The sequence below is a fragment of the Affinundibacterium amnicola genome (assembly GCF_014284275.1).
Lineage (GTDB): Bacteria > Pseudomonadota > Gammaproteobacteria > Burkholderiales > Burkholderiaceae_D > Undibacterium > Undibacterium amnicola.
In genome coordinates this window covers 772,974-795,397 of the sequence record NZ_JACOFU010000001.1, presented here as the reverse complement: position 1 = coordinate 795,397, position 22,424 = coordinate 772,974, and the positions used below count along the sequence as shown (strand labels likewise).

Genomic DNA, 22,424 nt, shown 5'->3' with positions numbered 1-22,424 from the left:
TTTTGCGGGCTAGCTGGTAATCGGAAATAACAATTTCGATTACTTTAGCAATTTAGCTGCTGGCATTGAGACACTTGCACTGAGCAGATTATTTCGCATTCCAGATTGCCATCATATCGGCGGAACCTTGCGAACGAATTCCATTGTCAGATAAAACACCTTCAGTTTCAGCTAGCATGGCTTTGCGTGGTAACACCATCGTTTCTCCATAACGTTGGTCGTAATGAATTACAATCAATTCATCTTGCATATCACGTAACAACGTTACCAGATGCTTTAAGCTTTTTACGGGAATGCCATTGATCGAGTAAATCACAGAGCCAAATCGATTGCTATAACCTGTCACCAGTTTGTGCGGGAAAAATGGAGAACTGATTACCACCAATTCTTCGCGATCTTTCGTAGGCATTTCTCCGCGCAAGGTTACCAAAGGGCTAGCGTTATAGGCGTAGCCGTTTAGCGCTGGCGCATTGTTACTCAGGAAGCTCATATATTCAACTGTCGCGCGGGAAAATACGATGGGGCCAAAGATAAAGTACGACGGATAGCCACCTTGCAAATCACCGATTAAATGTGGTCGTCCAATATGAACAGGCGCTTGCACGCTCATCGGTTTTCCAGCTCTGACAATCTTGAGAGCAAGCTTGCCATTGATTGCAGCTTGTTGCACTTTATACTTAAACATCACGCGCACACTTGGTTTAATTCTCACCATGCATTGATTGTCGATTGCAGTATCTCCAATATGTGTGATCACATCCCATTCTTTTAAAACTGAGCTGCTCGATTGATCATATGGTCTGTGAATAATGCAACCTTCGACGCTTTTATCGAGTTTGAGATATTCACGAACTGTAGGGTTTTCTAAAGTTTGCGTGACATCGAGTAAGGATGGTTTACCGTCATACTTTTTATCGGCGATATCTTTAAGAAAAATCTCAATCTCTTCGTTAGGAATGATGTAACCAATATTTTGTGCATGCATCAATCCAGAAAATGCCAAACCTATCATCTTGTCACCAGCAATCACGGGGCCTCCGCTATTGCCAGGATTGATCGCCGCATCAATCTGTATTCGCAAACCACCAGTGCTGCCATCATAGTCAACAAACTCAATACGAGAGACGATACCTTTGGTGATCGACAATGAGTTGCCGCCTGTTGGATAGCCATAGGCGAAGACTGCATCAGTGACTTCGGGTAATTTATTGCTGCGGGCGACGGCTGCATGGCTATCAAAAAACTTTTCATCGTCAAGTTTTAAGATTGCCAAATCCATGCCACGTGAGATCGCAACTACGGTGGCAGAAACCTTATCACCTTCCTGCCCCGTTTGTACTTGTACCTGACTTGCATATTCCACTACATGTGCATTGGTTAGAATGCGGCGCCCTTCAATGACCACGCCGGAACCAGTCACTTCTTGTGGTGAAGCTTTTCCCCAAGGCTTGAATGGGTCGGGGCCACGCAAAGTAGAGAATACTTTAACCACGGATTTTTCTAAATTACTTGCCGTGGCGGTCGCCACTTTATTATCGGCTGCATGCACTAAATTCATTGAGCTGAATAAGGTCCATGAGATAAAACTGAAACCTGCGAAAAACTTTTTAAACATCTGAGAGTCTCTTTGCATAAGCTAGTTATTATAAAAATGTAGATGAAAATTAAATACGACAACGACTAAAAATAAACGCAAAACAGGCACAAGCCCATGTTGAGATGTGCAACGATGAAACTTAGATGAACATTTCCCCCGCTTGGACAACAAAAAAATTATTTAGTTGTGGCCGACTCTTGCGTTGTTGGTGCTTTAGTTGAACAAGATTTCGCAGTGCTTACACCTTTTAGATATGAGCGTCGGACAATGCCTGCCATTCCTGCCGCGGCGACTTCTCGTGCATGGCTATCCGCACCTGTTAATCGTCTTACCCAAGAACGAAAAGGAACAAATCCTTCGGTAAAACTTTTTAATGCGTTGATGGTCGCATTGCCTAATTTGCGCTCGACAATATTGCCATTTGCATCGACTTTCGCCGCATCTAAATCGGGGCCCAATACAGCATTTAAGCTATCTATTTCACGTTCGTACCAAGCACAATCTGCTCCAGGCACGATTAGATAAGGTGCTTTTCTAGCATTCATTAAGACTTCAGGAATATCCGATTTAACAATATTCAGATCACTCAACGGTGATGTCATCGCCGCACCGACTCTGGAATCAAATCCGGTGTCTGCACTGGATTTCTCTGTCTTTTTTTGCACTGTTTCTGATTTGCTTGCACATCCAGACAAGCTAATGATGGCAACACAAACAGCAATCCATTGATTACTTCTACTCACAATTTGATGTGAATCCATTTTTTTCCTCACGCTAAACTGCTATCCATTTAACAAAGCGCTGACAGACGCAATACAAGTCCAAATTTTGTAAGCCGAAATTTCTTGTGTGCTTATTTTTAGCTTATTTGGGACTTACTTTATGCTTATTTTGTAATTAATTGAATCGTATCAGCTTAGATCGATTCTACCCTCTGTTGCCTCGACTTGCTTGCATCAAATGAAATATATGCGATTCAATTGCTAGCACACATCGCTCATTTTGCTTGCAAGATCGAGATTGAACATGAGAATGAGCTTAAGCTCAACAATCCAAATTTGCTCGTCATCAAAACAGAAATTCTGTAAGGTCGGAATTTTGCCGAATAAGCTAGTGGAGCCTTCACACAATCATTAGCAAAAACAAAGGCTTACAAGATCGACTGTTTTACATCAGACAGGCGAAGAATCCTAGATTCAGGTAAAATCGCGCCCATGAATCCTGCACCGAAAAATCTCTTCGCCTCCCCGCGTTATCGCCCCGATGTTGGCGGCAAACATGCTGCTCCTTTTCTTCCTATGACACGTGCCGAAATGGACGTACTTGGTTGGGATAGTTGTGACGTCATTTTAATTACCGGCGATGCCTATATTGATCATCCTAGTTTTGGTATGGCATTAGTTGGACGTTTGCTTGAACAGCAAGGATTTCGGGTCGGCATTATCAGTCAACCCGATTGGCATTCAGCGGAAGATTTTCGCGCCCTAGGTCGACCAAATCTGTATTTTGGCATCACTGCCGGCAATATGGATTCGATGGTGAACCGCTATACGGCAGATCGCAAAATTCGTTCAGAAGATGCCTACACACCAGATGGTGATCCGAATAAACGTCCAGACCGCGCTGTGGTGGTCTATGCACAACGGGCACGCGAAGCTTTTCCTGAGGTGAATGTCGTCATCGGTAGTATTGAAGCGAGTTTGCGCCGTATCGCGCATTACGATTATTGGTCAGATAAAGTGAAGCGTTCAGTCTTACCAGACTCTAAAGCGGACATGCTATTGTTTGGCAACGCAGAGCGGGCGATTGTTGATTTAACGCACAGACTGGCAGCGGGTGAGTCGATCAAATCTATTCGTGACTTGCGCGGTACCGCGTTTATGACACCCTCTAACTGGCTGCCAGATGACGATTGGTCTGAAATCCAATCGATCAAAATCGATACGCCAGGCAAAGTTGAAGTGCATACCAATCCGTATGAAATGATGCCGGAAAAAGAGGCAAAATGCGCAACTGGACAAGCACCAGCATCAGCAGCGGCTTCAGTAGTTGCGGAGCAAGCAGACGTGATCAAACAACAAGCGATTCGCATCATGAGTCGTGAAGAACGTCAGGCGATGCTCAAGAATAAGCACAATAACACCGTGATTCGATTACCATCATTTGAAGCGATTAAAGATGATCCGGTGATGTACGCTCATGCTTCACGCGTATTTCATCTGGAAGCAAATCCAGGAAATGCTAAAGCATTGTCGCAAGCGCATGGTGACCGCGATGTGTGGATTAATCCGCCACCACTACCCTTAGCAATGGATGAAATGGACGGCGTCTATGATCGCGCTTATGCGCGTGCGCCTCACCCTAGCTATGGCAAAGCGCGTATTCCTGCTTGGGAAATGATTCGTTTCTCCGTCAATATTATGCGTGGTTGTTTTGGTGGTTGCACCTTTTGTTCAATCACTGAGCATGAGGGTAGGATTATTCAGAGTCGTTCTGAACCGTCTATCCTTCGTGAAATCGAAGAAATTCGCGATAAAACCAAAGGTTTTACCGGCACGATTTCAGATCTCGGCGGGCCAACTGCGAACATGTATCGACTCGCTTGCAAAGATAAAAAGATTGAAGAATCTTGCCGTCGTTTATCTTGTGTTTATCCTGGCATTTGCAGCAATTTGAATACCGATCATAGTAAATTGATTTCGCTTTATCGTAAGGCGCGTGCAATACCCGGCGTGAAGAAAATTCTGATCAGTTCTGGACTACGTTACGATCTTGCCGTGCGCTCGCCAGAATATGTGAAAGAATTAGTCACGCACCATGTCGGCGGACTATTGAAGATCGCACCAGAACATACCGAGACCAATACTTTGTCGAAAATGATGAAGCCTGGAATTGGCGCTTATGACGAATTCAAAGCGATGTTCCATAAATATTCAAAAGAAGCCGGCAAAGAACAGTATTTGATCCCCTACTTCATCGCAGCGCATCCGGGAACAACCGATGAGGATATGGTGAATTTGGCGCTGTGGCTAAAGAAGAATGATTTCAAGCTCGATCAGGTGCAAACCTTTATGCCTACGCCTATGGCATTGGCAACGACGATGTACCACACGCGCAAGAATCCTTTGAAGAAAATTACGGCAGACTCTGAGGTGGTAGAAACTGCGCGTTCTGGCAAGATCCGTAAATTTCATAAAGCTTTGTTGCGCTATCACGCACCGGAAAATTATGAAGTTGTTAAAGAAGGTTTGTTGCGCATGGGGCGTGGTGACTTAATCGGCAGTAGTGAACGCCATTTGATTCCATCGAGAGCGCCAGTCGTCGCTAATTTGGTGAGTACAGGCGTAGTGGCTGTTAAACGCGGCGCCGCACCGAAGTTAAACACTTTCGGCAAAAGTTCGGCAACACGTCTGGCAGCTAAAGTTGCACCTACAGCGTCTAAATCTGGCCTTGCTTATAATCCGGCCAAACCCAAAAAAGTAGCTGCTAAGTCTGGTCGGCGATAAACCATTATTTCGGTACATCTTCAGCATGCTGGAAGCGAATTCCTTGACAGCATGCTGAATCAAATGAAGAAGAAAACGTCTTAAACAACAAGCACAAGAATTTATCCGCCTACAGCATCAATCTCGCGTTACAATTTTCATCGAGGAAATTCTCTAAGTCCCCTATTCCCCTAATTTTCCTACACAGGAGAGTCGCGATGAAGCACATGAAAACCGTGTTGATTTTGGAACATACTGAAGAAGTATTCGATAAATTAACTTGCGATGTCTGTGGCACGGAATCCCACTGGGACGAGAACTGGTCAAGTGCAGAACCAGAAAAACATATCACGACCGTACAATTAGAAGAGGAAGAATCCTTCCCAAATGGCGGTCAGTCAACGCAAACGCAATTTCACATTTGTCCGACTTGTTTTAAAACCAAGCTTAGCGCATGGTTTGAAAGTCATCGACAAGCAAAAGCTACTGTATCCAATTCGGTGTGGTGAGTTCACCAAAGTTTTGCCTGCAATGAATGAGTAACAAACCATTTTCTTTGCTCGGTGAAGTTGAGAAATATCCGTATGCACAGGTATTTCTCAACGGCCTTAGTCGAAGCTACATTGGTTGAAACCATGTATTTATGCATTCAATGACGACATTTGGCCTGTGTTTGCGCAAGTTTGAAGCACACTCGGGTATAATTTAGGGTTTATTTATCTCACCTAAAAGAAGCCCAAATGGAAGCCGAACGACTCAATAGCATTGCCAACCTGCTCATCGACTTAACAAGTCGTGAAGCCGAACTTCGGAGGTATCTTTGACTTCGATATCAAGTCAGAGAAACTCGAACAAGTTAACGGTGAATTAGAAGATCCTAAAGTTTGGGAAGAACCTAAACGCGCACAAGAACTTGGCAAAGAAAAAAAATCCTTAGAAGCCATTGTTCACACCCTCATCAAAATCGATGCCGATCTGAAAGACGCCAACGAAATTTTCGCGATGGCACGTGAAGAAGACGACGAAGACACGCTAGAAGCGATTGAAGCCGACGCTGCGAATCTGAAAGAATTAGTCGAAGGCATGGAATTCCGTCGGATGTTTAATAATCCCATGGATCCAAACAACTGCTTTATCGATATTCAGGCTGGCGCTGGCGGCACTGAGGCGCAAGATTGGGCATCGATGCTGTTACGCCAATACTTACGTTATTGCGAACGCAAAGGCTTTAAGGTTGACATCCTCGAACAATCTGATGGCGAGGTTGCTGGTATTAAGACCGCAACACTCAAGGTTGAAGGCGAATACGCTTACGGCTTTTTGCGCACCGAAACTGGTGTGCATCGTTTAGTGCGTAAATCACCATTTGATTCTGCGAATGGCCGTCACACATCATTCTCCAGTTTATTCGTGTATCCGGAAGTCGATGAATCATTTGAAATCGACATCAATCCTGCTGACGTGCGTGTTGATACCTATCGAGCATCTGGTGCCGGTGGTCAGCATATCAATAAAACTGATTCTGCGGTTCGTTTAACCCATGCACCTTCTGGCATCGTCGTCCAATGTCAAAACGATCGCAGTCAACATCGCAACCGAGCTGAAGCTTGGGAAATGTTGAAAGCGAAATTGTTTGAATTGGAATTACGCAAACGCATGAGTGAAAAACAAAATCTGGAAGACACCAAGACCGATGTCGGCTGGGGTCATCAAATTCGCTCCTATGTACTGGATCAATCTCGCATCAAAGATTTACGCACCAATTACGAGATGGGTAATACCAAAGCAGTATTGGATGGCGACTTAGATGGATTCATCGCAGCGTCGCTCAAGCAAGGCGTGTAAAAATGTGCGCGCATAAATCCAATTCTAGGGTGCATTACAGCGTTGCCAATGCTCGCAATACCGACGTATTGCTGTGCTTGCTGCCTTGTACTGCATCCCTATAATTGAATTTCTACACGCACATTTCCGATTGCATTATTAAAGAAATAAAATTTCATTTTAGAGAACAATCATGTCCGACCAACAAAATACAGCAGCAGAATTGCCACAAGACGAAAATTCGATTATCGCTGAGCGTCGTGCCAAGCTCGATGCGATTCGCGCGAAGGGTGTCGCCTTCCCTAACGATTTTCGTCCGCAACATAAGGCCGCTGACTTACAAGCTCAGTATGGCGATATCAGCCGTGAAGACTTAGAAGTGCAAAACGTGGAAGTTGTTGTCGCTGGTCGTATGATGCTCAAACGTGAGGCTGGTAAAAAAGCGGCGTTCGCGACTTTGCAAGATGCTTCTGGTTTAAAAGCCGATGGCCGCATTCAGCTCTACGTAACTAGCGATAAAACGGGTGAAGCAGAAATGGAAGCTTTCCGTCATTATGACTTGGGCGACATTCTTGGCATTGAAGGTGTTTTATTTAAAACTAAGACCGACGAATTGACTGTCAAAGTAACGAAGTTGCGTTTGCTGACCAAGTCTCTGCGCCCACTGCCAGACAAGTTCCACGGTCTGTCCAATCAAGAAACCAAATACCGTCAGCGTTACGTCGATTTGATCATGAGCGAAGAAACACGTCGCACATTCAAAGCCCGTACTGCCGCGATGAATTCCATCCGTAGCTTCATGAATAGCCATGATTTTATGGAAGTAGAAACGCCAATGTTGCACGTCATTCCAGGTGGTGCTGCGGCAAAACCGTTCATCACGCATCACAATGCGTTGGATATGGAAATGTATCTGCGTATCGCCCCGGAATTGTATTTGAAACGATTAGTCGTCGGTGGTTTTGATCGCGTGTTTGAAGTGAATCGTAACTTCCGCAACGAAGGCGTATCACCACGTCACAATCCAGAATTCACGATGATGGAATTCTATGCGGCGTATGTGGATTACAAGTGGTTGATGGATTTCACTGAAGAAGTGATTCGTAAAGCGGCGGTCGATGCACATGGCACAGCGGTGTTAACTTACCAAGGTAAAGAATTGGATTTATCTAAACCTTTCCAACGCTTGACCATCGTCGGCGCGATCAATAAGTACGCTCCACATTACACTGCAGAACAATTGGGCGACGCAGAATTTATTAAAGCAGAATTGAAAAAATTTGGCGTTAAACCATTTACTACAGCAGGTTTGGGTGCATTGCAATTAGCTTTGTTCGAAGAAACTGCCGAAGCGCAGTTGTGGGAACCAACTTACATCATCGACTACCCAGCGGAAGTTTCACCGTTGGCACGTGCTTCTGATACGGTTGCTGGCATTACAGAACGTTTTGAACTGTTCATGACTGGCCGCGAAATCGCCAATGGCTTCTCAGAGTTAAACGATGCAGAAGATCAGGCAGCGCGCTTCATGGCGCAAGTTGCCGCCAAAGATGCGGGTGATGAAGAAGCTATGTATTACGATGCCGATTATATTCGCGCCTTGGAATACGGTTTGCCTCCAACCGGTGGTTGCGGTATCGGCATTGATCGTTTGATGATGCTGATTACCGACTCACCAAATATTCGCGATGTGATTTTATTCCCGCATTTGCGTCGTGAGGAATAAAGTTTTTTGAATTTTTTAGGCAGAAAATTCATTGGTAAAAAAGGAGAAAACTTAAAATGTTTTCTCCTTTTTTTATTTATATGACTATCGATCTAAAACCCACAGCAATATGGCAAAATGCATCATCGAATTTCTTCTTAATGCTAGTAGCTGTAGCGTAATTCCCACTTATTTTTAGCCAACGCTTTTTACTTAAAAACTCGAGTGTTAACTTATGTTAATTTCAGAAAACTTTTGCTTTAGTGATATCGAAGCAGCGCATCAACGCATCTTGCCGCACATTCAAGCTACCCCTGTACTGACTTCATCGACAGCTAATCAGCTATCTGGTGCGAGACTGTTTTTTAAATGCGAAAACTTTCAAATGACGGGTGCTTTTAAGTTTCGTGGTGCTTGCAATGCCTTGCTGCAATTCACGACTGAACAGCAAGCGCGCGGCGTGGTGACTTTTTCTTCTGGCAATCACGCGCAAGCAATTGCTAAGGCAGCGCAAAGATTGGGTATGCGTGCAGTGATTGTCATGCCGCAAGACGCGCCGGCGATTAAGGTTGCGGCAACGCGTGCGTATGGTGGTGAAGTCGTTTTGTATGATCGTTATACAGAAGATAGAGAACAAATTGGCCGCCGCTTGGCAGAGGATCAAGGCTTGACCTTGATTCCACCATACGATCACCCGCATGTAATTGGTGTGGAGCCAGAAGCGGGAAATGATGGTCAACGCAGTTTTCGCAGCGGCAGCATAGTTCATATTGACACGCCCAATACGATTGCCGATGGCGCACAAACGCAGCATTTGGGACAGCACACTTTTCCAGTAATTCAACGTTATGTCGATGATGTGATGACGGTCAGTGATGCACAATTAATCGATACCATGAAATTTTTTGCCAGCCGTATGAAGATCATGGTTGAGCCAACCGGTTGCTTAGGTGCCGCGCTAGCAATGAGTAAGCAAATTGATTTGCGCGATCTGAAGGTTGGCGTGCTTGTCTCTGGTGGTAATGTGGATTTGGCGCGTTTTGCCGGTTTTGTTCAGAGTACCGAGAAATAGGTTGCGCTTATCTATTTTGAAATTATTTTAAAAATGAAGTCAGCACTGTAGCTGTTACTTAACTATTTTATCCACCAATTCCAAAGATGAATTACCCCAAATATGTGAGAAATTATCTTGCTAGTAGAGAGGATATTCACTAGTCTATCGAAACACCAAGCGAATTGCTTGCCCCGCCTTTGCTGCATTTCAATAAGGATTGCTGATATGTTAAAACTCAATGTCAATATGAAAGAAAGTTCACTTGATCTGGCACCTGACACGCCAGTGTTGTGGGCGATTCGTGATGGTTTAGGCTTGAGTGGCACCAAGTATGGTTGTGGTGTTGCGCAATGTGGTGCTTGTACCGTGCATTTAGATGGGCAGCCTATCCGTTCTTGTGTCACCCCAGTTTCAGCAGCGAATGGTCGCAAGATCACAACCATCGAAGCGATCGCCAACGACAGAGTTGGTAAAGCAGTTCAGGCTGCATGGGTTGCCCACGATGTGGCGCAATGTGGATACTGCCAAAGCGGCCAAATTATGAGTGCGACGGCTTTATTGAAATCGAATAAGAAACCAAGTGATGCGGATATCGACGCTGCCATGTCAGGCAACATCTGCCGATGTGGTACTTACCAACGCATCCGTAGTGCGATCAAAGCAGCATCTGCCGCGCTGGCTTAATTGAACTCATTGACCGTCTTGGCACATAAAGGATATCAACATGCATTTTCATTCAAAAAATAGCGACTTAAGTCAAATTCCTAAAGGGATTGCCGCGCTGATTCAACAACAAAGCGCTGATACGAATCAGGTCACAGAACCGTCACGCCGTAGTTTCTTAAAAATGAGTGTCGCTAGCGGTTTTGCGCTGGGCATGTATCCAGCTTTTGCACAGAACAATAAAGCTGCTCCTGCTGGACTCAAAGCCTTCCAGCAACCTGCGGCCTTTGTTCACATCGGTAAAGATGGCGGCATCACAGTCACCATTAACCGACTTGAATTTGGCCAGGGTGTGCATACTGCCCTGCCAATGATCTTAGCCGAAGAGTTGGATGCCGACTGGTCTAAAGTAAGCGCGGTGCATGGCAGTGCTGATCCGGCATACGTCGACCCTGGTTTTGGTATGCACTTAACTGGTGGCTCTGGATCGATTAAAAATTCCTACATGCAGTATCGTGAGTTAGGTGCGCGAGTCAGAGCAATGTTGATCTCAGCAGCAGCGGCACAATGGAATGTTAGCCCAGATATTTTGCGTGCAGATCGTAGCACCATTATTCGCGCAGATGGAAAAATGCTTAGCTATGGCGAGCTTGCTGAAGCCGCGATGAAATTGGCAGTTCCAGAGAAAGTTAGTTTAAAGGATCCAAAAAATTTCAAAATTATCGGACAGCAAGTCGGTCGTTTAGATGCGAATGATAAATCTAGCGGCAAGCAAAATTTTGGTATCGATGTTCGCCTGCCAGGTATGTTAACCGCAGTGATCGCGCACCCTCCCGTATTTGGCGCCAAATTAACATCCATGAACGACAGCGCGGCGAAACAAATTAAAGGTGTTCGCGCCATCGTAAAAATCGCCGTAGATCGTGGCGGTGAAGGCGTGGCGGTGATTGCAGATGGATTTTGGCCTGCGAAACAAGCGCGCGATGCGTTGATACTAGAATGGGATACCAGTGGCGTTGAAAAAGTGGATAGCGTCGCGTTACTGAAAAAATATCAGGACCTTGCAAAAACAACGGGCAAACTACATTTCAAAGCAGATGTCAGTAAGCTCTCGGGTGCGGCAAAGAAAATTTCTGCGGAATATAGTTTCCCCTACTTAGCGCATGCGGCAATGGAGCCACTCAACTGCACGGTGCAACTAAGTGCAGATGGCAGTCAGGCGCAGTTATGGGTGGGCACACAAATGCCAGGCGTAGAAAGTGTCGCCGCGGCACAAGCTTTAGGCATCTCTCCACAACAAGTAAGCATGCATGTACAAATGGCAGGTGGTGGATTTGGACGACGTGCAGTGCCGAGTTGTGATTACGTGATTGAGTCTTGCCATGTCGCGAAAGCTGCACGCAGTGCTGGCATTCAAGCACCAATACGCACGATCTGGAGTCGTGAAGATGATATCAAAGGTGGATACTATCGCCCTATGCATGTACATCGTGCAGAAATTGCGTATGACGAACAAGGTCAGGTTCAAGCTTGGGATCATGTGATTGTTGGTCAATCCATCGTTGCGGGTACGCCTTTTGAAGGCTTCTTGATCAAAGATGGTATCGACGGCACGACGATCGAAGGTATGCGTGATCCTTACCCTATTCCTATGCGTTTATCTGTGCATCATCCAAAAGTCAATGTGCCAGTGCTATGGTGGCGCAGTGTCGGTTCCACGCATACTGCTTATGTGATGGAAACCTTGATTGATGAAATCGCGCGGGGTGCAAAACAAGATCCCGTCGCCTATCGTTTGAAACAGTTTGCCGATAAACATCCGCGCCATACAGCGGCACTCAAATTGGCCGTGGAAAAATCTGGATATAACAAACGTCGCCTGCCTAAAGGTCACGCTTGGGGCGTCGCGGTGCATGAATCATTTCAAACCGTGGTCGCCTATGTCGTAACCGCTTCTGTTCAAAATGGTCAAGCTAAATTACATACGGCGACTGCCGGAGTACACTGCAACTTGGCGGTAAATCCCAAAACCATTGAGGCGCAGGTGCAAGGTGCCGCATTAATGGGGCTGGGAATGTGTATAGAAAACGCGGCAATTACCCTAAAAGATGGTGTAGTTGAGCAAACCAATTTTGGTCAATATGCGGTGGCACGTATGACAGATATGCCGCAAGTTAGTGTGCATATCGTGCCAAGTGCAGACCCACCAACCGGAATGGGTGAACCTGGCCTCCCACCATTGGCACCTGCATTTGCAAATGCGATCGCGAAACTGACAGGTAAGGTGCAGCGCAGCTTACCATTTAAGTTAAGTTGAACCGCTAAAGCTGAGAAATAAGTAGTTAGAAAAAAGCCCCTGAACAGTTCATGTCAGGGGCTTTTTTAATCCTATTAGCGCACAATTTTCAAGCAATAAGAAATGATTAATCGTGGCTTAATTTGCTGTGATGCGCCTTAAAGAATCGGACGAAGATTAAGCAAAAAAGTGCTGCAGCGCCCGCCATCATGATTAACAGAAAATACAAGACGGGTTTTTCTAATGGCAGTTCGCTATCCATGTAAATTTGCCCCGGCTTAGTCACATATTTTCCATCGGCACTGATCATGCCTCCGTCTTTTGCAAGTTTCGGACCTGTGGTTTGTTGTGATTGCTGTGGCATGATCACTCTTGCACTGATGGCCTGCCCCGCCACTACCGGAAAATCACCACTAGTCGATTTTAAGCCTTTCTTACTACAAGCTTCGTTAGAAAACATCTTCTTGCCTTTATCATCAATGCAAACAAATGTATCAGCATAGGCATCGTTGAAAGAAGTAAAAAGAACTAGCACTATCAAGCAAGAAAAAAGACGCAGCATAGAATCGAATTGGAGAAAAATAGAGAATGGTTGCAGCTAAAATAAATCAGCACAGCGATCAATACCTTGATCAGTGCGCTAATCGATGCAAAAAATAAAGCAAGCTTTCAGGCACTTCACTAGTGTCAAAGTACGATTCAGCACACAGAGCGGCGATGGTATCAGAGCACAGCATGTTTAGGGAATTTTTAGCGAAAAGCTGACGGCAACTTAGACATGGAATTTGTTTGACACCTAAAAATAGCTTGTAAAAAGATACATCAATCTTCATTACAGCGCAATTGCCGTATATTTCTTGTTGATTTACGAAGAAACTCAGCAACTTATAGTATATTTTCACAAGTGCAGAAAAATTCTCAATTGCAACAATTAACCTAGCAAGCGATCCGTCCTCTAGTCTATGCAAATCACAATTTACGATAAAACCGACAAAGGTCGCGAAGAAATCGCGACCCGGAAATGGCATTTGCCATCACGCATGCGCTCTTTGCTGGTGCTCATTGATGGAAAAAAAACGGACGCAGATATCGTGCAAAAAATTGGCGGCTTGGGCTTAAATTTACAAAGTTTGCAAGAGCTTCAAGACGACGGTTTTATTCAACGTGTGCACGTAGAATCGGATCAGGTTGATACGATATTAGATCCGCAATCAGATGATCTGGATTTAACGGTAGGTTCAACACCGTTAAATTTAGAGGGAAACACTTTAGGCTCAATTAATGCATTAGAAGAATCGCAAACTATTTTTGAACCATCAGAAGATCAAGATCCCGCGTGGAATCAAGATCTCGATGCGATGCTAGCAAAGTATGATGAAGAGCCTAGTGAATTGCGTATTGATATGATGAAACGTTACTTGAATGAAGTCATCAAAGAATATCTAGGGCTAAGAGGATTTTTCTTACAAAGAAAATTACAAAAAGCACAGAACCTTTACGACATTCACACTTTCCGTCAGGCCTATATTTCCGCAATATTGCATTCCAAAGGAAAGGACTTGGCAATAGAATTACGTGATCAGTTTGATGCACGTATGTACGTCAGATTTTCGATTGATGATCCTGAATTTTTAGACGATTAAATGCTCTCAAAGGCCATTTTAAAATAAAAAAGACCAGAAAGTTTTCTGGTCTTTTTTCGTTCAACTCAGGATGAAATTATTCAATACCCTGACTAGTCAAATACTCTTCATAGGTACCACGGAAGTCGATGATCTTGCCTTCTTTGACTTCCAAAACGCGCGTCGCTAACGATGAAACGAATTCACGATCATGCGATACGAAAACTAAAGTCCCTGCATATTTTTCTAAAGCGATATTCAGGGATTCAATCGATTCCATGTCCATGTGATTGGTCGGCTCATCCATCAATAAAACGTTATGGCGACCGAGCATTAATTTGCCGTAAGTCATACGGCCTTTTTCACCACCGGATAAGACTTTCACGGATTTTTTAACGTCATCACCGCTGAACAGTAAGCGACCAAGAATAGAACGTACCGCCTGATCGTCGTCGCCCTCTTGCGTGTACATGCCCATCCAATCGGTCAGATTCTTGTCCGACGCAAAGTTTTCTGCTGGATCTTGTGGCATATAGCCAGGGTTCGCATTTTCCGCCCATTTCACTTCACCACGATCCGCAGTTAAACCACAGAGATCAGCACCGCCTATGCAACGCAATAAAGTCGTCTTACCAGCGCCGTTGGCACCAATAATCGCGATGCGTTCGCCGGCTTCGATCATGATGTCAAAACTGTCGAATAATTTTTGATCATAGGCTTTGGACAGATGTTTAACTTCCACCGCCAAACGATGCAATTTTTTCTCGCCATCGAAACGGATAAACGGATTTTGACGACTAGATGGCTTCACGTCTTCAATCTTAATTTTTTCGATTTGTTTAGCGCGTGATGTCGCCTGACGTGCTTTGGATTTGTTTGCTGAGAAACGGCGTACGAAATCTTGTAACTCTAAGACTTTATCTTTCGCCTTTGCGTTATTGGCTAATTGTTGCGCACGCGCTTGCGATGATGCCAGCATGTATTCATCGTAATTGCCTGGATAGACCTTCAAGGTACCGTAATCCATATCAGCCATGTGGGTGCAGACTTGATTCAAAAAGTGACGATCATGGGAAATGATGATCATGGTTGAATTACGCTGATTCAAAATATCTTCTAACCAACGAATTGTATTGATGTCCAAGTTATTGGTTGGTTCATCGAGCAACAGAATATCTGGATTGGAGAACAAAGCTTGCGCCAACAAGACGCGCAATTTCCAACCTGGTGCTACGGAGCTCATCAAGCCTTGGTGTTGATCGGTAGGAATACCTACGCCCAATAACAATTCACCTGCACGTGCCTCGGCTGTATAACCATCATATTCAGCGAACTTCGCTTCCAGATCGGCGGCCTTCATGTAATCGTCGTCAGTCGCTTCAGGATTGGCGTAAATCGCATCACGCTCCGCCATCGCTGCCCACATTTCGGTGTGGCCCATCATGACCACGTCGAGTACGCGCATATCTTCAAACGCGAACTGATCCTGACGCAATTTACCTAAACGCTCATTTTGGTCGAGCATGACGGTACCGGAGGATTGATCCAGATCGCCACCTAAGATTTTCATGAAAGTGGATTTACCGCAACCATTCGCGCCGATCAAACCGTAACGATTGCCCTCGCCGAACTTAACTGAGATGTTTTCAAACAGTGGCTTAGGGCCAAACTGCATGGTGATATTTGCTGTTGCTAACACGTTGAGACCTTTTGCATGGAATTAAATTAACCGCGCATTATATCATTGCACCATAGGCGCTAAGCGATTTTTCGCCTTAACAGCGCAGAGTGCACGAAGGCTCATTTTAAAAATCGCTACATGATCTACGTCTCTGCAAAAAGTGTTTTTTCTTTAATTGAAATTAATAAGAATAACAATGGATGCTGCGGGCGTAGGGTGCGCCATGCGCACCATCGCTCTCAGTCAGCATTGACTCTTGGTGCGCACGGCGCACCCTAGGAAATCGACATTTAAACCTAAAGAAGCCAAGTCCCACCCTGGTGTCCTTGTTGAAATTGTTGCAAAAGACCATCAACTTTATCCCAGTCTAAATTATTCGCATAAAACATAGGGCCGCCACGATGTAGCGGAAAACCATAGCCTTTCAAATACACAATATCAATATCCGACGCGCGTGCCGCGATGCCATCACGCAGGATTTTTCTGCCTTCGTTTGCTAAAGCTAATACCAATCGTTGGACGATCTCTTCATCGTTGATCTGTCTTTGTGTTACTCCCAGCGTTTGTGCATGTTGCTTGATGATTTGATGGACTAATTCCGAAGGATGCGCGGTTCTGTCATTTGCTTGATAGTCATACCAACCAGCTTGGGTCTTTTGCCCAAAACGTCCCTGCTCGCACAGCAAATCACCGAGCTTGGAATAAATTGCTTGAGGATTTGCAGCATGGCGGCGTTTGCGTATTGCCCAACTGATGTCATTACCCGCCAAATCGCTCATACGAAATGGTCCCATCGCAAAGCCAAACGCTTCAATTGCGCGATCCACTTGTTGCGGCGTGCAGCCCTCCTCTAACAAAAATGCCGCTTGTTTGGTGTACTGCTCTAGCATGCGATTGCCGATGAAGCCATCACAAACACCCGCGACTACGGCGGTCTTTTTGATCTTTTTGGCTAGCGCAGCACAAGTCGCCAATACATCAGCCGCTGTTTGTTCTCCTCGCACGATTTCTAACAATTCCATAATATTGGCAGGGCTGAAGAAATGTAAGCCGATGACATCGCTAGGACGTTTGGTGAAACGCGCAATTTGATTCAAATCCAAGGTCGAGGTATTCGACGCCAAAATCGCACCCGCTTTCATCACCTGATCGAATTGTTCAAATACACTTTGTTTGATTTGCATCTCTTCGAATACGGCTTCTATCACCAAATCAGCCTGCGCGATCGCTGCATAATTATCGACACCAACTATCAATTTACAACGCTGTTCGCATTGCTCTTGTGTGAGCTTGCCTTTACTGACCGCGCTTTGATAATTGCTACGAATTCTTTCCAAGCCCTTTTCTAAAGAAGCGGCTTGCAGATCCAAAATTTGCACAGGCATTCCAGCGCTAGCGAAATTCATTGCAATTCCCGCGCCCATCGTGCCAGCGCCAATCACTGCTACGGATTTAATGTCGCGCAAGGGAGTATTTACATCTACACCTGCGATTTTTCCAGTGGCGCGTTCTGCCATAAAAATATGACGCAATGCCAATGATTCGGGGCTTTGCAACAAGCGTTGAAAAATAGCGCGTTCGGTCTTGATACCATCTTCAAAGTTTTGTGTAAGACTCGCTTCCAAAGCATCGAGGCAGCCAAATGGTGCGGGGAAATGCTTAGATTTTTTCATTAGTGCGCTACGCGTTACTGCAAAAAAATCAGTTGTTGTTGGCGCATTCGCAGGTCTGTCACGTACACGAGGAATTGGTCGTACATCAGCGATACTGCGTGCAAAATCCTCAGCACTAGCCAGTAGATTTTGAGAATCGCTCTCATAGATGTCAAACAAAGCGCTTTGTGCCAACTTATCCGACAAGACAATTTGTCCAGCACTGATCATACTGGCGCAAGTCTCTATATCTAACAAACGTGGCAAACGTTGCGTGCCGCCTGCGCCGGGCAATAGCCCTAACTTCACCTCGGGTAAAGCGATCTGCAAACCGCTACCAGCAACACGATAATGACAGGCCAAAGCCAACTCCAAACCGCCACCCATACATACGCCATTGATGACGGCAACGATGGGCTTGGTGTAAGCATCCATTTGCTCAATCAAAGCAGGCAATGAGGGTTGGGCAAAAGTTTTCTCTGTGCCAAATTCTTTGATGTCGGCACCACCTGAAAATGCTTTGCCACTGCCTGTCAGCAAGATAGCCATCACTTCGGAATTCGCTTCAGCGGTTTTTAGACACTCTGCGATAGCAGAACGAGTTGCGTGACCGAGTCCGTTCACGGGTGGATTGTCAATCGTGATGATGGCTAAGCTGCCATTTATCTGCATCGATGCTGTCATGTTCTGTCTCTTTATTTTTATGTTTAAAACTAATTTGGATTCCAACTTACAGCGTTTAATATTACATCAAACTTCCAGCCATTCCTGTCGAATCGCCTCGTTCGCGAGCAATGCCTGTTGATCGCCTTCAAATACCGTTTGACCATGTCCCATAATCAAGAAGCGATCCGCCACTTGCAAGGCTAAATTCAGTTTTTGTTCGACCAGTAAAATCGCGATGCCACGTTGTTTTATTTTAATAAAAAATTCGCGCAAAAGCTCGATGATTTTAGGTGCTAAACCTTCGGTTGGTTCGTCGATCAACAGTAAATCAGGATTGCCTAGCAAGCTGCGTGACAGGCTTAGCATTTGCTGTTCACCCCCCGATAGCACTCCTGCTTTTGTGTGGCTGCGTTCTTTCAATATGGGGAATAATTCATACATCTCATCTAGTTGCCAATGCGGTTGATCAGTCGCGCCAGATTTTTGACCTAAAAGTAAATTTTGTTCGACTGTTAGCTCCGCAAAAATTTCGCGGTTCTCTGGAACATAGCCTATGCCTAATTGTGCGATTTTAAAACTCGGCAGCCCTAAAATTTCATGGCCTCGAAAACGGATACTACCTTCAGCCCTTAGCATGCCCATAATCGTTTTTAAGGTCGTAGAGCGACCGACACCGTTCCTGCCCAATAGCGCGAGTATTTCACCTGATTTAATGTCGAAGTTTAGGCCGTGTAAAATATGACTCTTATCGTAGTAAGCATGCAAATTTTCTACTCGTAGCAAGACACTCATACTGTGCTCTCCAGATGTCCCAAGTAGGCTTCTTGCACTTTGGCATGACGACGAATTTTTTCTGGTGTATCACAAGCGATGATTTCTCCATGCACCATCACTGCAATCCTGTCGGCCAGTTCAAATACCACTTGCATGTCATGCTCAACCATCAGCAGGCTTTTCCCTTGGCTTAATTCACGAATGAGCGCGATGGTTTTTTCTGTTTCAGAACGACTCATGCCTGCTGTTGGCTCATCCAATAAGATGCAATGCGCGCCGCTAGCTACCGTCATGCCGATTTCTAAAGTGCGTTGTTCGGCATAGCTTAGCTCGCCAGCAATTTGATCGCGCTGCGCGTTTAATCCTATGATGCCCATTAAGTGCATGGCTTGTGCATGAATCTGATTTTGCTGAGAAAATCTGCGCCAAAATGTATAACGAAAACCCAGATGCCACATGACGGCACAGGAAAGGTTGTCGATAACGCTTAGATGCGTAAATACATTACTGACCTGAAAACTCCGCGCTAAGCCTTGCCGCGCTATTTGGTGTGGTAGCAAGTTAGATATTTTCTTCTTATTTAAAAATATCTGACCATGCATTTTTGCATTATCAGAATGTCGTCCTGAAATCAGATTGAACAGGCTAGATTTTCCTGCACCATTTGGGCCTATCAAAGCCAGTCGCTCTCCTGCATGCAATTCCAAGTCGATACCACGAAGTATTTTGGCGCTACCAATTTCTAGCCTCACTTGCTGCAAACTAAGTACGCTCATCTGCGGCCCCTTTGCTTCGTTTTACGCCATGCGATGAGACTGACACTCACACCAAACAATAGGACTACGACAACCCAGCTAAACAAGTTATGTGGATTTAATTCCAAGCCAAAAGAACGCAATATTTGCGCATCTCCTGCTTGAAAACGCAGGTGATATAGCATTTCTATAATCAAGATGATTCCGCAAGAAAACATGCCTGCAAGTACAACATTGACGCCACAGCGCAAAATAAAATTCTGTACCGATGCCTGTGTTTGCGCACGCTGAAATCCGCAAGAAAAATTGAATGCGAGACCACTCAGACCTTGCGGTGCTTTCACCACGATGAAGATAAACAAGATACCCATATATAACTGCCAGGCCGGCGTCAACTCAGATAAAAATACCGACATAAATACACCTAGCACCGCGCCAACAACAGGACCTAAGAAGAAACTGACGCCACCGATATACGTGAATAACAGCACCGTACCAGAGCGCACAGCACTGAGGTTTTCTGCCGTCACGATTTCAAAATTAATAGCCGACAAAGCCCCTGCAATACCGGCAAAAAAACTCGACAAGACAAACATTAAGAAGCGCACCCAGCGTGGATCAAAACCTATAAAAGCAAGGCGTTCTGGATTATCTCGCACCGCTTCCGCCAATTTCCCTAGAGGCGTTTTTTGGATAAAGTACATGGACAACACCGCAACGATCGTCCACAGAATAATCAGATAGCTGACTTCTATCTGCGGACCAAACGTGATGCCAAAGAAAGCCTCACCTGAAACGCGATTAGCGCTAATGCCACCCTCGCCACCAAAAAATCCCGGAAACATCAAGGCGCTGGCAAACACTAATTCACCTATGCCCAGACTAATCATAGAAAAAGTGATACCTGATTTCTTGGTTGAAATCCATCCAAAAAAACTACCGAATAGCGCACCCGCCAAACCACCGATCAAAGGAACTAAACTAAGCGGCAAATTCAAACCACTCTCGCTAATTTTATTCATAGCATGAATCGCGACAAATCCCCCCAAGCCAGAATAAACCGCATGTCCAAAAGACAGCATGCCAGTTTGACCGAGCAACATATTAAAAGACAAAGCAAAAACCGATGCGATGCAAACTTGAGAGATGAAATTTAAAGCTTTGCCAGAAGAAAAATACGCAGGCAAGAATAGAATTGCGAGGCTCAACAATGCTATACAAAACACTGGCAGATAGGGCTGAAAGCGTGATTGAGACCGCAGTTGAACATTATTAAGCATTGTGCGTTCCCATCAAACCTTGGGGTCGCCACAATAGCATTAAGATCAACATCAAAAAAGGCAAGATAGGCGCGACCTGCGAGACAGTTAAAGACAGCAAGGCATACGCAAAGTGATCCGTTTGAATGGTGCTGCCAAAGTGATGAATGAGATTAAGCAGTGAGACATCAAGCGTCACCGCAAAAGTCTGCACACAGGCAATCAGTAAGGACGCCCAAAATGCACCTACCAAAGATCCCATGCCACCCAACACCACGACCACAAAGATAATGCTACCAACGCTAGCTGCCATACCCGGCTCGGTGACAAAGGCGTTGCCACCCACAGCCCCAGCCAAACCGGCCAAGGCACAACCCGTGCCAAACACCCACATAAAAATACGCGGCACATTGTGGCCTAAGGCTTCCACCATGCTTGGCTGTGTTAATGCCGCCTGTATCACCAAACCAATACGAGTGCGCGTCATCAGAAGATAGATGATCGCGAGCATTAGCAATGCAATAAGCGCCATGAAAGCGCGATAAACCGAGAATGTACTCGAATAAATAGGGAACAGCGCGCCTTGCAAAGATGCGGGAATCGCATAAGGAACGGTCAGGCGTCCCCAGATTAATTGCACTAACTCGACAATCAGATAGGAAAGACCAAAAGTAAACAGCAGTTCAGCGAGTTGACCTTGCGCATGCAAACGTCTGAGGGCAAAGCGCTCGACGACGACACCCAGTAAGCCAGTGACTATCGGTGATAGCAACAAGCCCCACCAAAATCCCCATAAACCACTAAAGGTATATCCGAGATAAGCACCCAACATATAAAAACTAGCATGCGCAAAATTCAGAACACCCATCATGCTAAAAATCAGCGTCAGTCCCGCTGAAAGCATGAAGAGTAAAAGGCCGTAACTGAGGCCATTGAATAAATTGATGAGGAAAAATTCCAAAGATTCGAACTTTCAGGCTAGTTCAACAAATAGGTTAAGTATCGAAAAGTCAAAAACCCTTAACTTCGAGCTACTGAGGCGCAGAGGGGTTCGGAGAAAAGCTTGATGCGCCCTTGCCTCCTCTCCTTTTCTTTAGCTTTTATGTTCGGAATTTGTGCTTTTAGCCCCTTCCGCTTCAAGTCAAAGGTATCTACACAAGTTGGCGCGCGATGAAATACTCCTTCCCCTTCAAGGGGAAGGTTGGGATGGGGATGGGTTTTGGTCGTGTGATAGCGACTGCTGATTGCGTCACTATAACCCATCCCCACCCTAGCCCTCCCCTTGAAAGAGAGGGAACATGATACTTGCACAATTTCCATTTTAAGTTGGCACTTATGGGATCAATTCCGGTATGACGCTTATTACAGCTGGTGTCAGCCAGAATTCCTAT

Annotated in this window: 17 protein-coding genes; 8 read left to right on the top strand and 9 right to left on the bottom strand. The window is 45.3% G+C overall.

Translation table 11 applies throughout. The annotated features are described in order from the left end of the window. Window positions 1-88: 88 nt before the first annotated feature. Together H8K33_RS03570 and H8K33_RS03565 are read right to left on the bottom strand one after the other, a co-directional pair. A complete protein-coding gene (locus H8K33_RS03570; protein ID WP_246443263.1) occupies window positions 89-1,615 on the bottom strand; it encodes a S1C family serine protease in 1,527 nt (508 codons plus the stop codon). A gap of 158 nt (window positions 1,616-1,773) precedes the next feature. Next, window positions 1,774-2,358, bottom strand: a complete 585-nt coding sequence (locus H8K33_RS03565; RefSeq protein WP_246443261.1) for a hypothetical protein — start codon at window positions 2,356-2,358, stop codon at window positions 1,774-1,776. Between the two features lie 537 nt (window positions 2,359-2,895). Here H8K33_RS03565 and H8K33_RS03560 point away from each other — a divergent pair. The 7 genes from H8K33_RS03560 (at window position 2,896) to H8K33_RS03530 (ending at window position 12,645) form a co-directional block, all read left to right on the top strand. Continuing rightward, window positions 2,896-5,103 carry a YgiQ family radical SAM protein gene (locus H8K33_RS03560; RefSeq protein ID WP_222613286.1) on the top strand — a complete coding sequence of 736 codons (2,208 nt, stop codon included), beginning with the start codon at window positions 2,896-2,898 and terminating at the stop codon, window positions 5,101-5,103. Window positions 5,104-5,300: 197 nt separating this feature from the next. Further along, complete coding sequence (locus tag H8K33_RS03555; protein ID WP_186889574.1) at window positions 5,301-5,591, top strand: hypothetical protein; 291 nt, start codon at window positions 5,301-5,303, stop codon at window positions 5,589-5,591. Between the two features lie 231 nt (window positions 5,592-5,822). Further along, window positions 5,823-6,927 (top strand): peptide chain release factor 2 gene (gene prfB / locus H8K33_RS03550; RefSeq protein ID WP_186889573.1). Its coding sequence is split into 2 segments (ribosomal slippage): window positions 5,823-5,903 and window positions 5,905-6,927, totalling 1,104 coding nucleotides; the frame shifts between segments, so codons are not numbered across the junction. A 172-nt stretch (window positions 6,928-7,099) separates the two neighbouring features. Continuing rightward, window positions 7,100-8,632 carry a lysine--tRNA ligase gene (gene lysS, locus H8K33_RS03545; RefSeq protein ID WP_186889572.1) on the top strand — a complete coding sequence of 511 codons (1,533 nt, stop codon included), beginning with the start codon at window positions 7,100-7,102 and terminating at the stop codon, window positions 8,630-8,632. 214 nt (window positions 8,633-8,846) lie between these two features. After that, window positions 8,847-9,683, top strand: coding sequence for a pyridoxal-phosphate dependent enzyme (locus tag H8K33_RS03540; protein WP_186889571.1), 837 nt, complete (start codon window positions 8,847-8,849; stop codon window positions 9,681-9,683). A gap of 207 nt (window positions 9,684-9,890) precedes the next feature. Next, complete coding sequence (locus H8K33_RS03535) at window positions 9,891-10,349, top strand: (2Fe-2S)-binding protein (RefSeq protein ID WP_186889570.1); 459 nt, start codon at window positions 9,891-9,893, stop codon at window positions 10,347-10,349. A 40-nt stretch (window positions 10,350-10,389) separates the two neighbouring features. Further along, complete coding sequence (locus tag H8K33_RS03530; protein WP_186889569.1) at window positions 10,390-12,645, top strand: xanthine dehydrogenase family protein molybdopterin-binding subunit; 2,256 nt, start codon at window positions 10,390-10,392, stop codon at window positions 12,643-12,645. 106 nt (window positions 12,646-12,751) lie between these two features. Here H8K33_RS03530 and H8K33_RS03525 read toward each other — a convergent pair whose 3' ends face one another. Further along, a complete protein-coding gene (locus tag H8K33_RS03525) occupies window positions 12,752-13,084 on the bottom strand; it encodes a hypothetical protein (RefSeq protein ID WP_186889568.1) in 333 nt (110 codons plus the stop codon). A gap of 502 nt (window positions 13,085-13,586) precedes the next feature. On the opposite strand from H8K33_RS03525, the gene H8K33_RS03520 reads away from it, so the two are divergent. Beyond that, complete coding sequence (locus H8K33_RS03520) at window positions 13,587-14,267, top strand: hypothetical protein (protein ID WP_186889567.1); 681 nt, start codon at window positions 13,587-13,589, stop codon at window positions 14,265-14,267. A 76-nt stretch (window positions 14,268-14,343) separates the two neighbouring features. On the opposite strand, the gene H8K33_RS03515 is transcribed toward H8K33_RS03520, so the two are convergent. The 6 genes from H8K33_RS03515 to H8K33_RS03490 all read right to left on the bottom strand — a co-directional run bounded on the left by H8K33_RS03515 (window position 14,344) and on the right by H8K33_RS03490 (window position 21,937). Continuing rightward, window positions 14,344-15,945, bottom strand: coding sequence for an ABC-F family ATPase (locus H8K33_RS03515; RefSeq protein ID WP_186889566.1), 1,602 nt, complete (start codon window positions 15,943-15,945; stop codon window positions 14,344-14,346). A gap of 278 nt (window positions 15,946-16,223) precedes the next feature. Further along, window positions 16,224-18,263 (bottom strand): 3-hydroxyacyl-CoA dehydrogenase NAD-binding domain-containing protein, encoded by a 2,040-nt coding sequence (locus H8K33_RS03510; protein WP_186889565.1) that lies wholly within the window; start codon window positions 18,261-18,263, stop codon window positions 16,224-16,226. A gap of 66 nt (window positions 18,264-18,329) precedes the next feature. Continuing rightward, the gene (locus H8K33_RS03505) at window positions 18,330-19,028 is read right to left on the bottom strand and encodes an ABC transporter ATP-binding protein (RefSeq protein WP_186889774.1); all 699 of its coding nucleotides are present in this window, start codon (window positions 19,026-19,028) and stop codon (window positions 18,330-18,332) included. Window positions 19,029-19,033: 5 nt separating this feature from the next. Beyond that, window positions 19,034-19,795, bottom strand: coding sequence for an ABC transporter ATP-binding protein (locus H8K33_RS03500; RefSeq protein ID WP_186889564.1), 762 nt, complete (start codon window positions 19,793-19,795; stop codon window positions 19,034-19,036). After that, window positions 19,792-21,054, bottom strand: coding sequence for a branched-chain amino acid ABC transporter permease (locus H8K33_RS03495; RefSeq protein ID WP_186889563.1), 1,263 nt, complete (start codon window positions 21,052-21,054; stop codon window positions 19,792-19,794). Before H8K33_RS03495 ends, H8K33_RS03500 begins: the two co-directional genes overlap by 4 nt. Beyond that, window positions 21,047-21,937, bottom strand: a complete 891-nt coding sequence (locus tag H8K33_RS03490) for a branched-chain amino acid ABC transporter permease (RefSeq protein ID WP_246443258.1) — start codon at window positions 21,935-21,937, stop codon at window positions 21,047-21,049. The genes H8K33_RS03495 and H8K33_RS03490 overlap by 8 nt, the downstream gene beginning before the upstream one ends. Window positions 21,938-22,424: the final 487 nt, after the last annotated feature.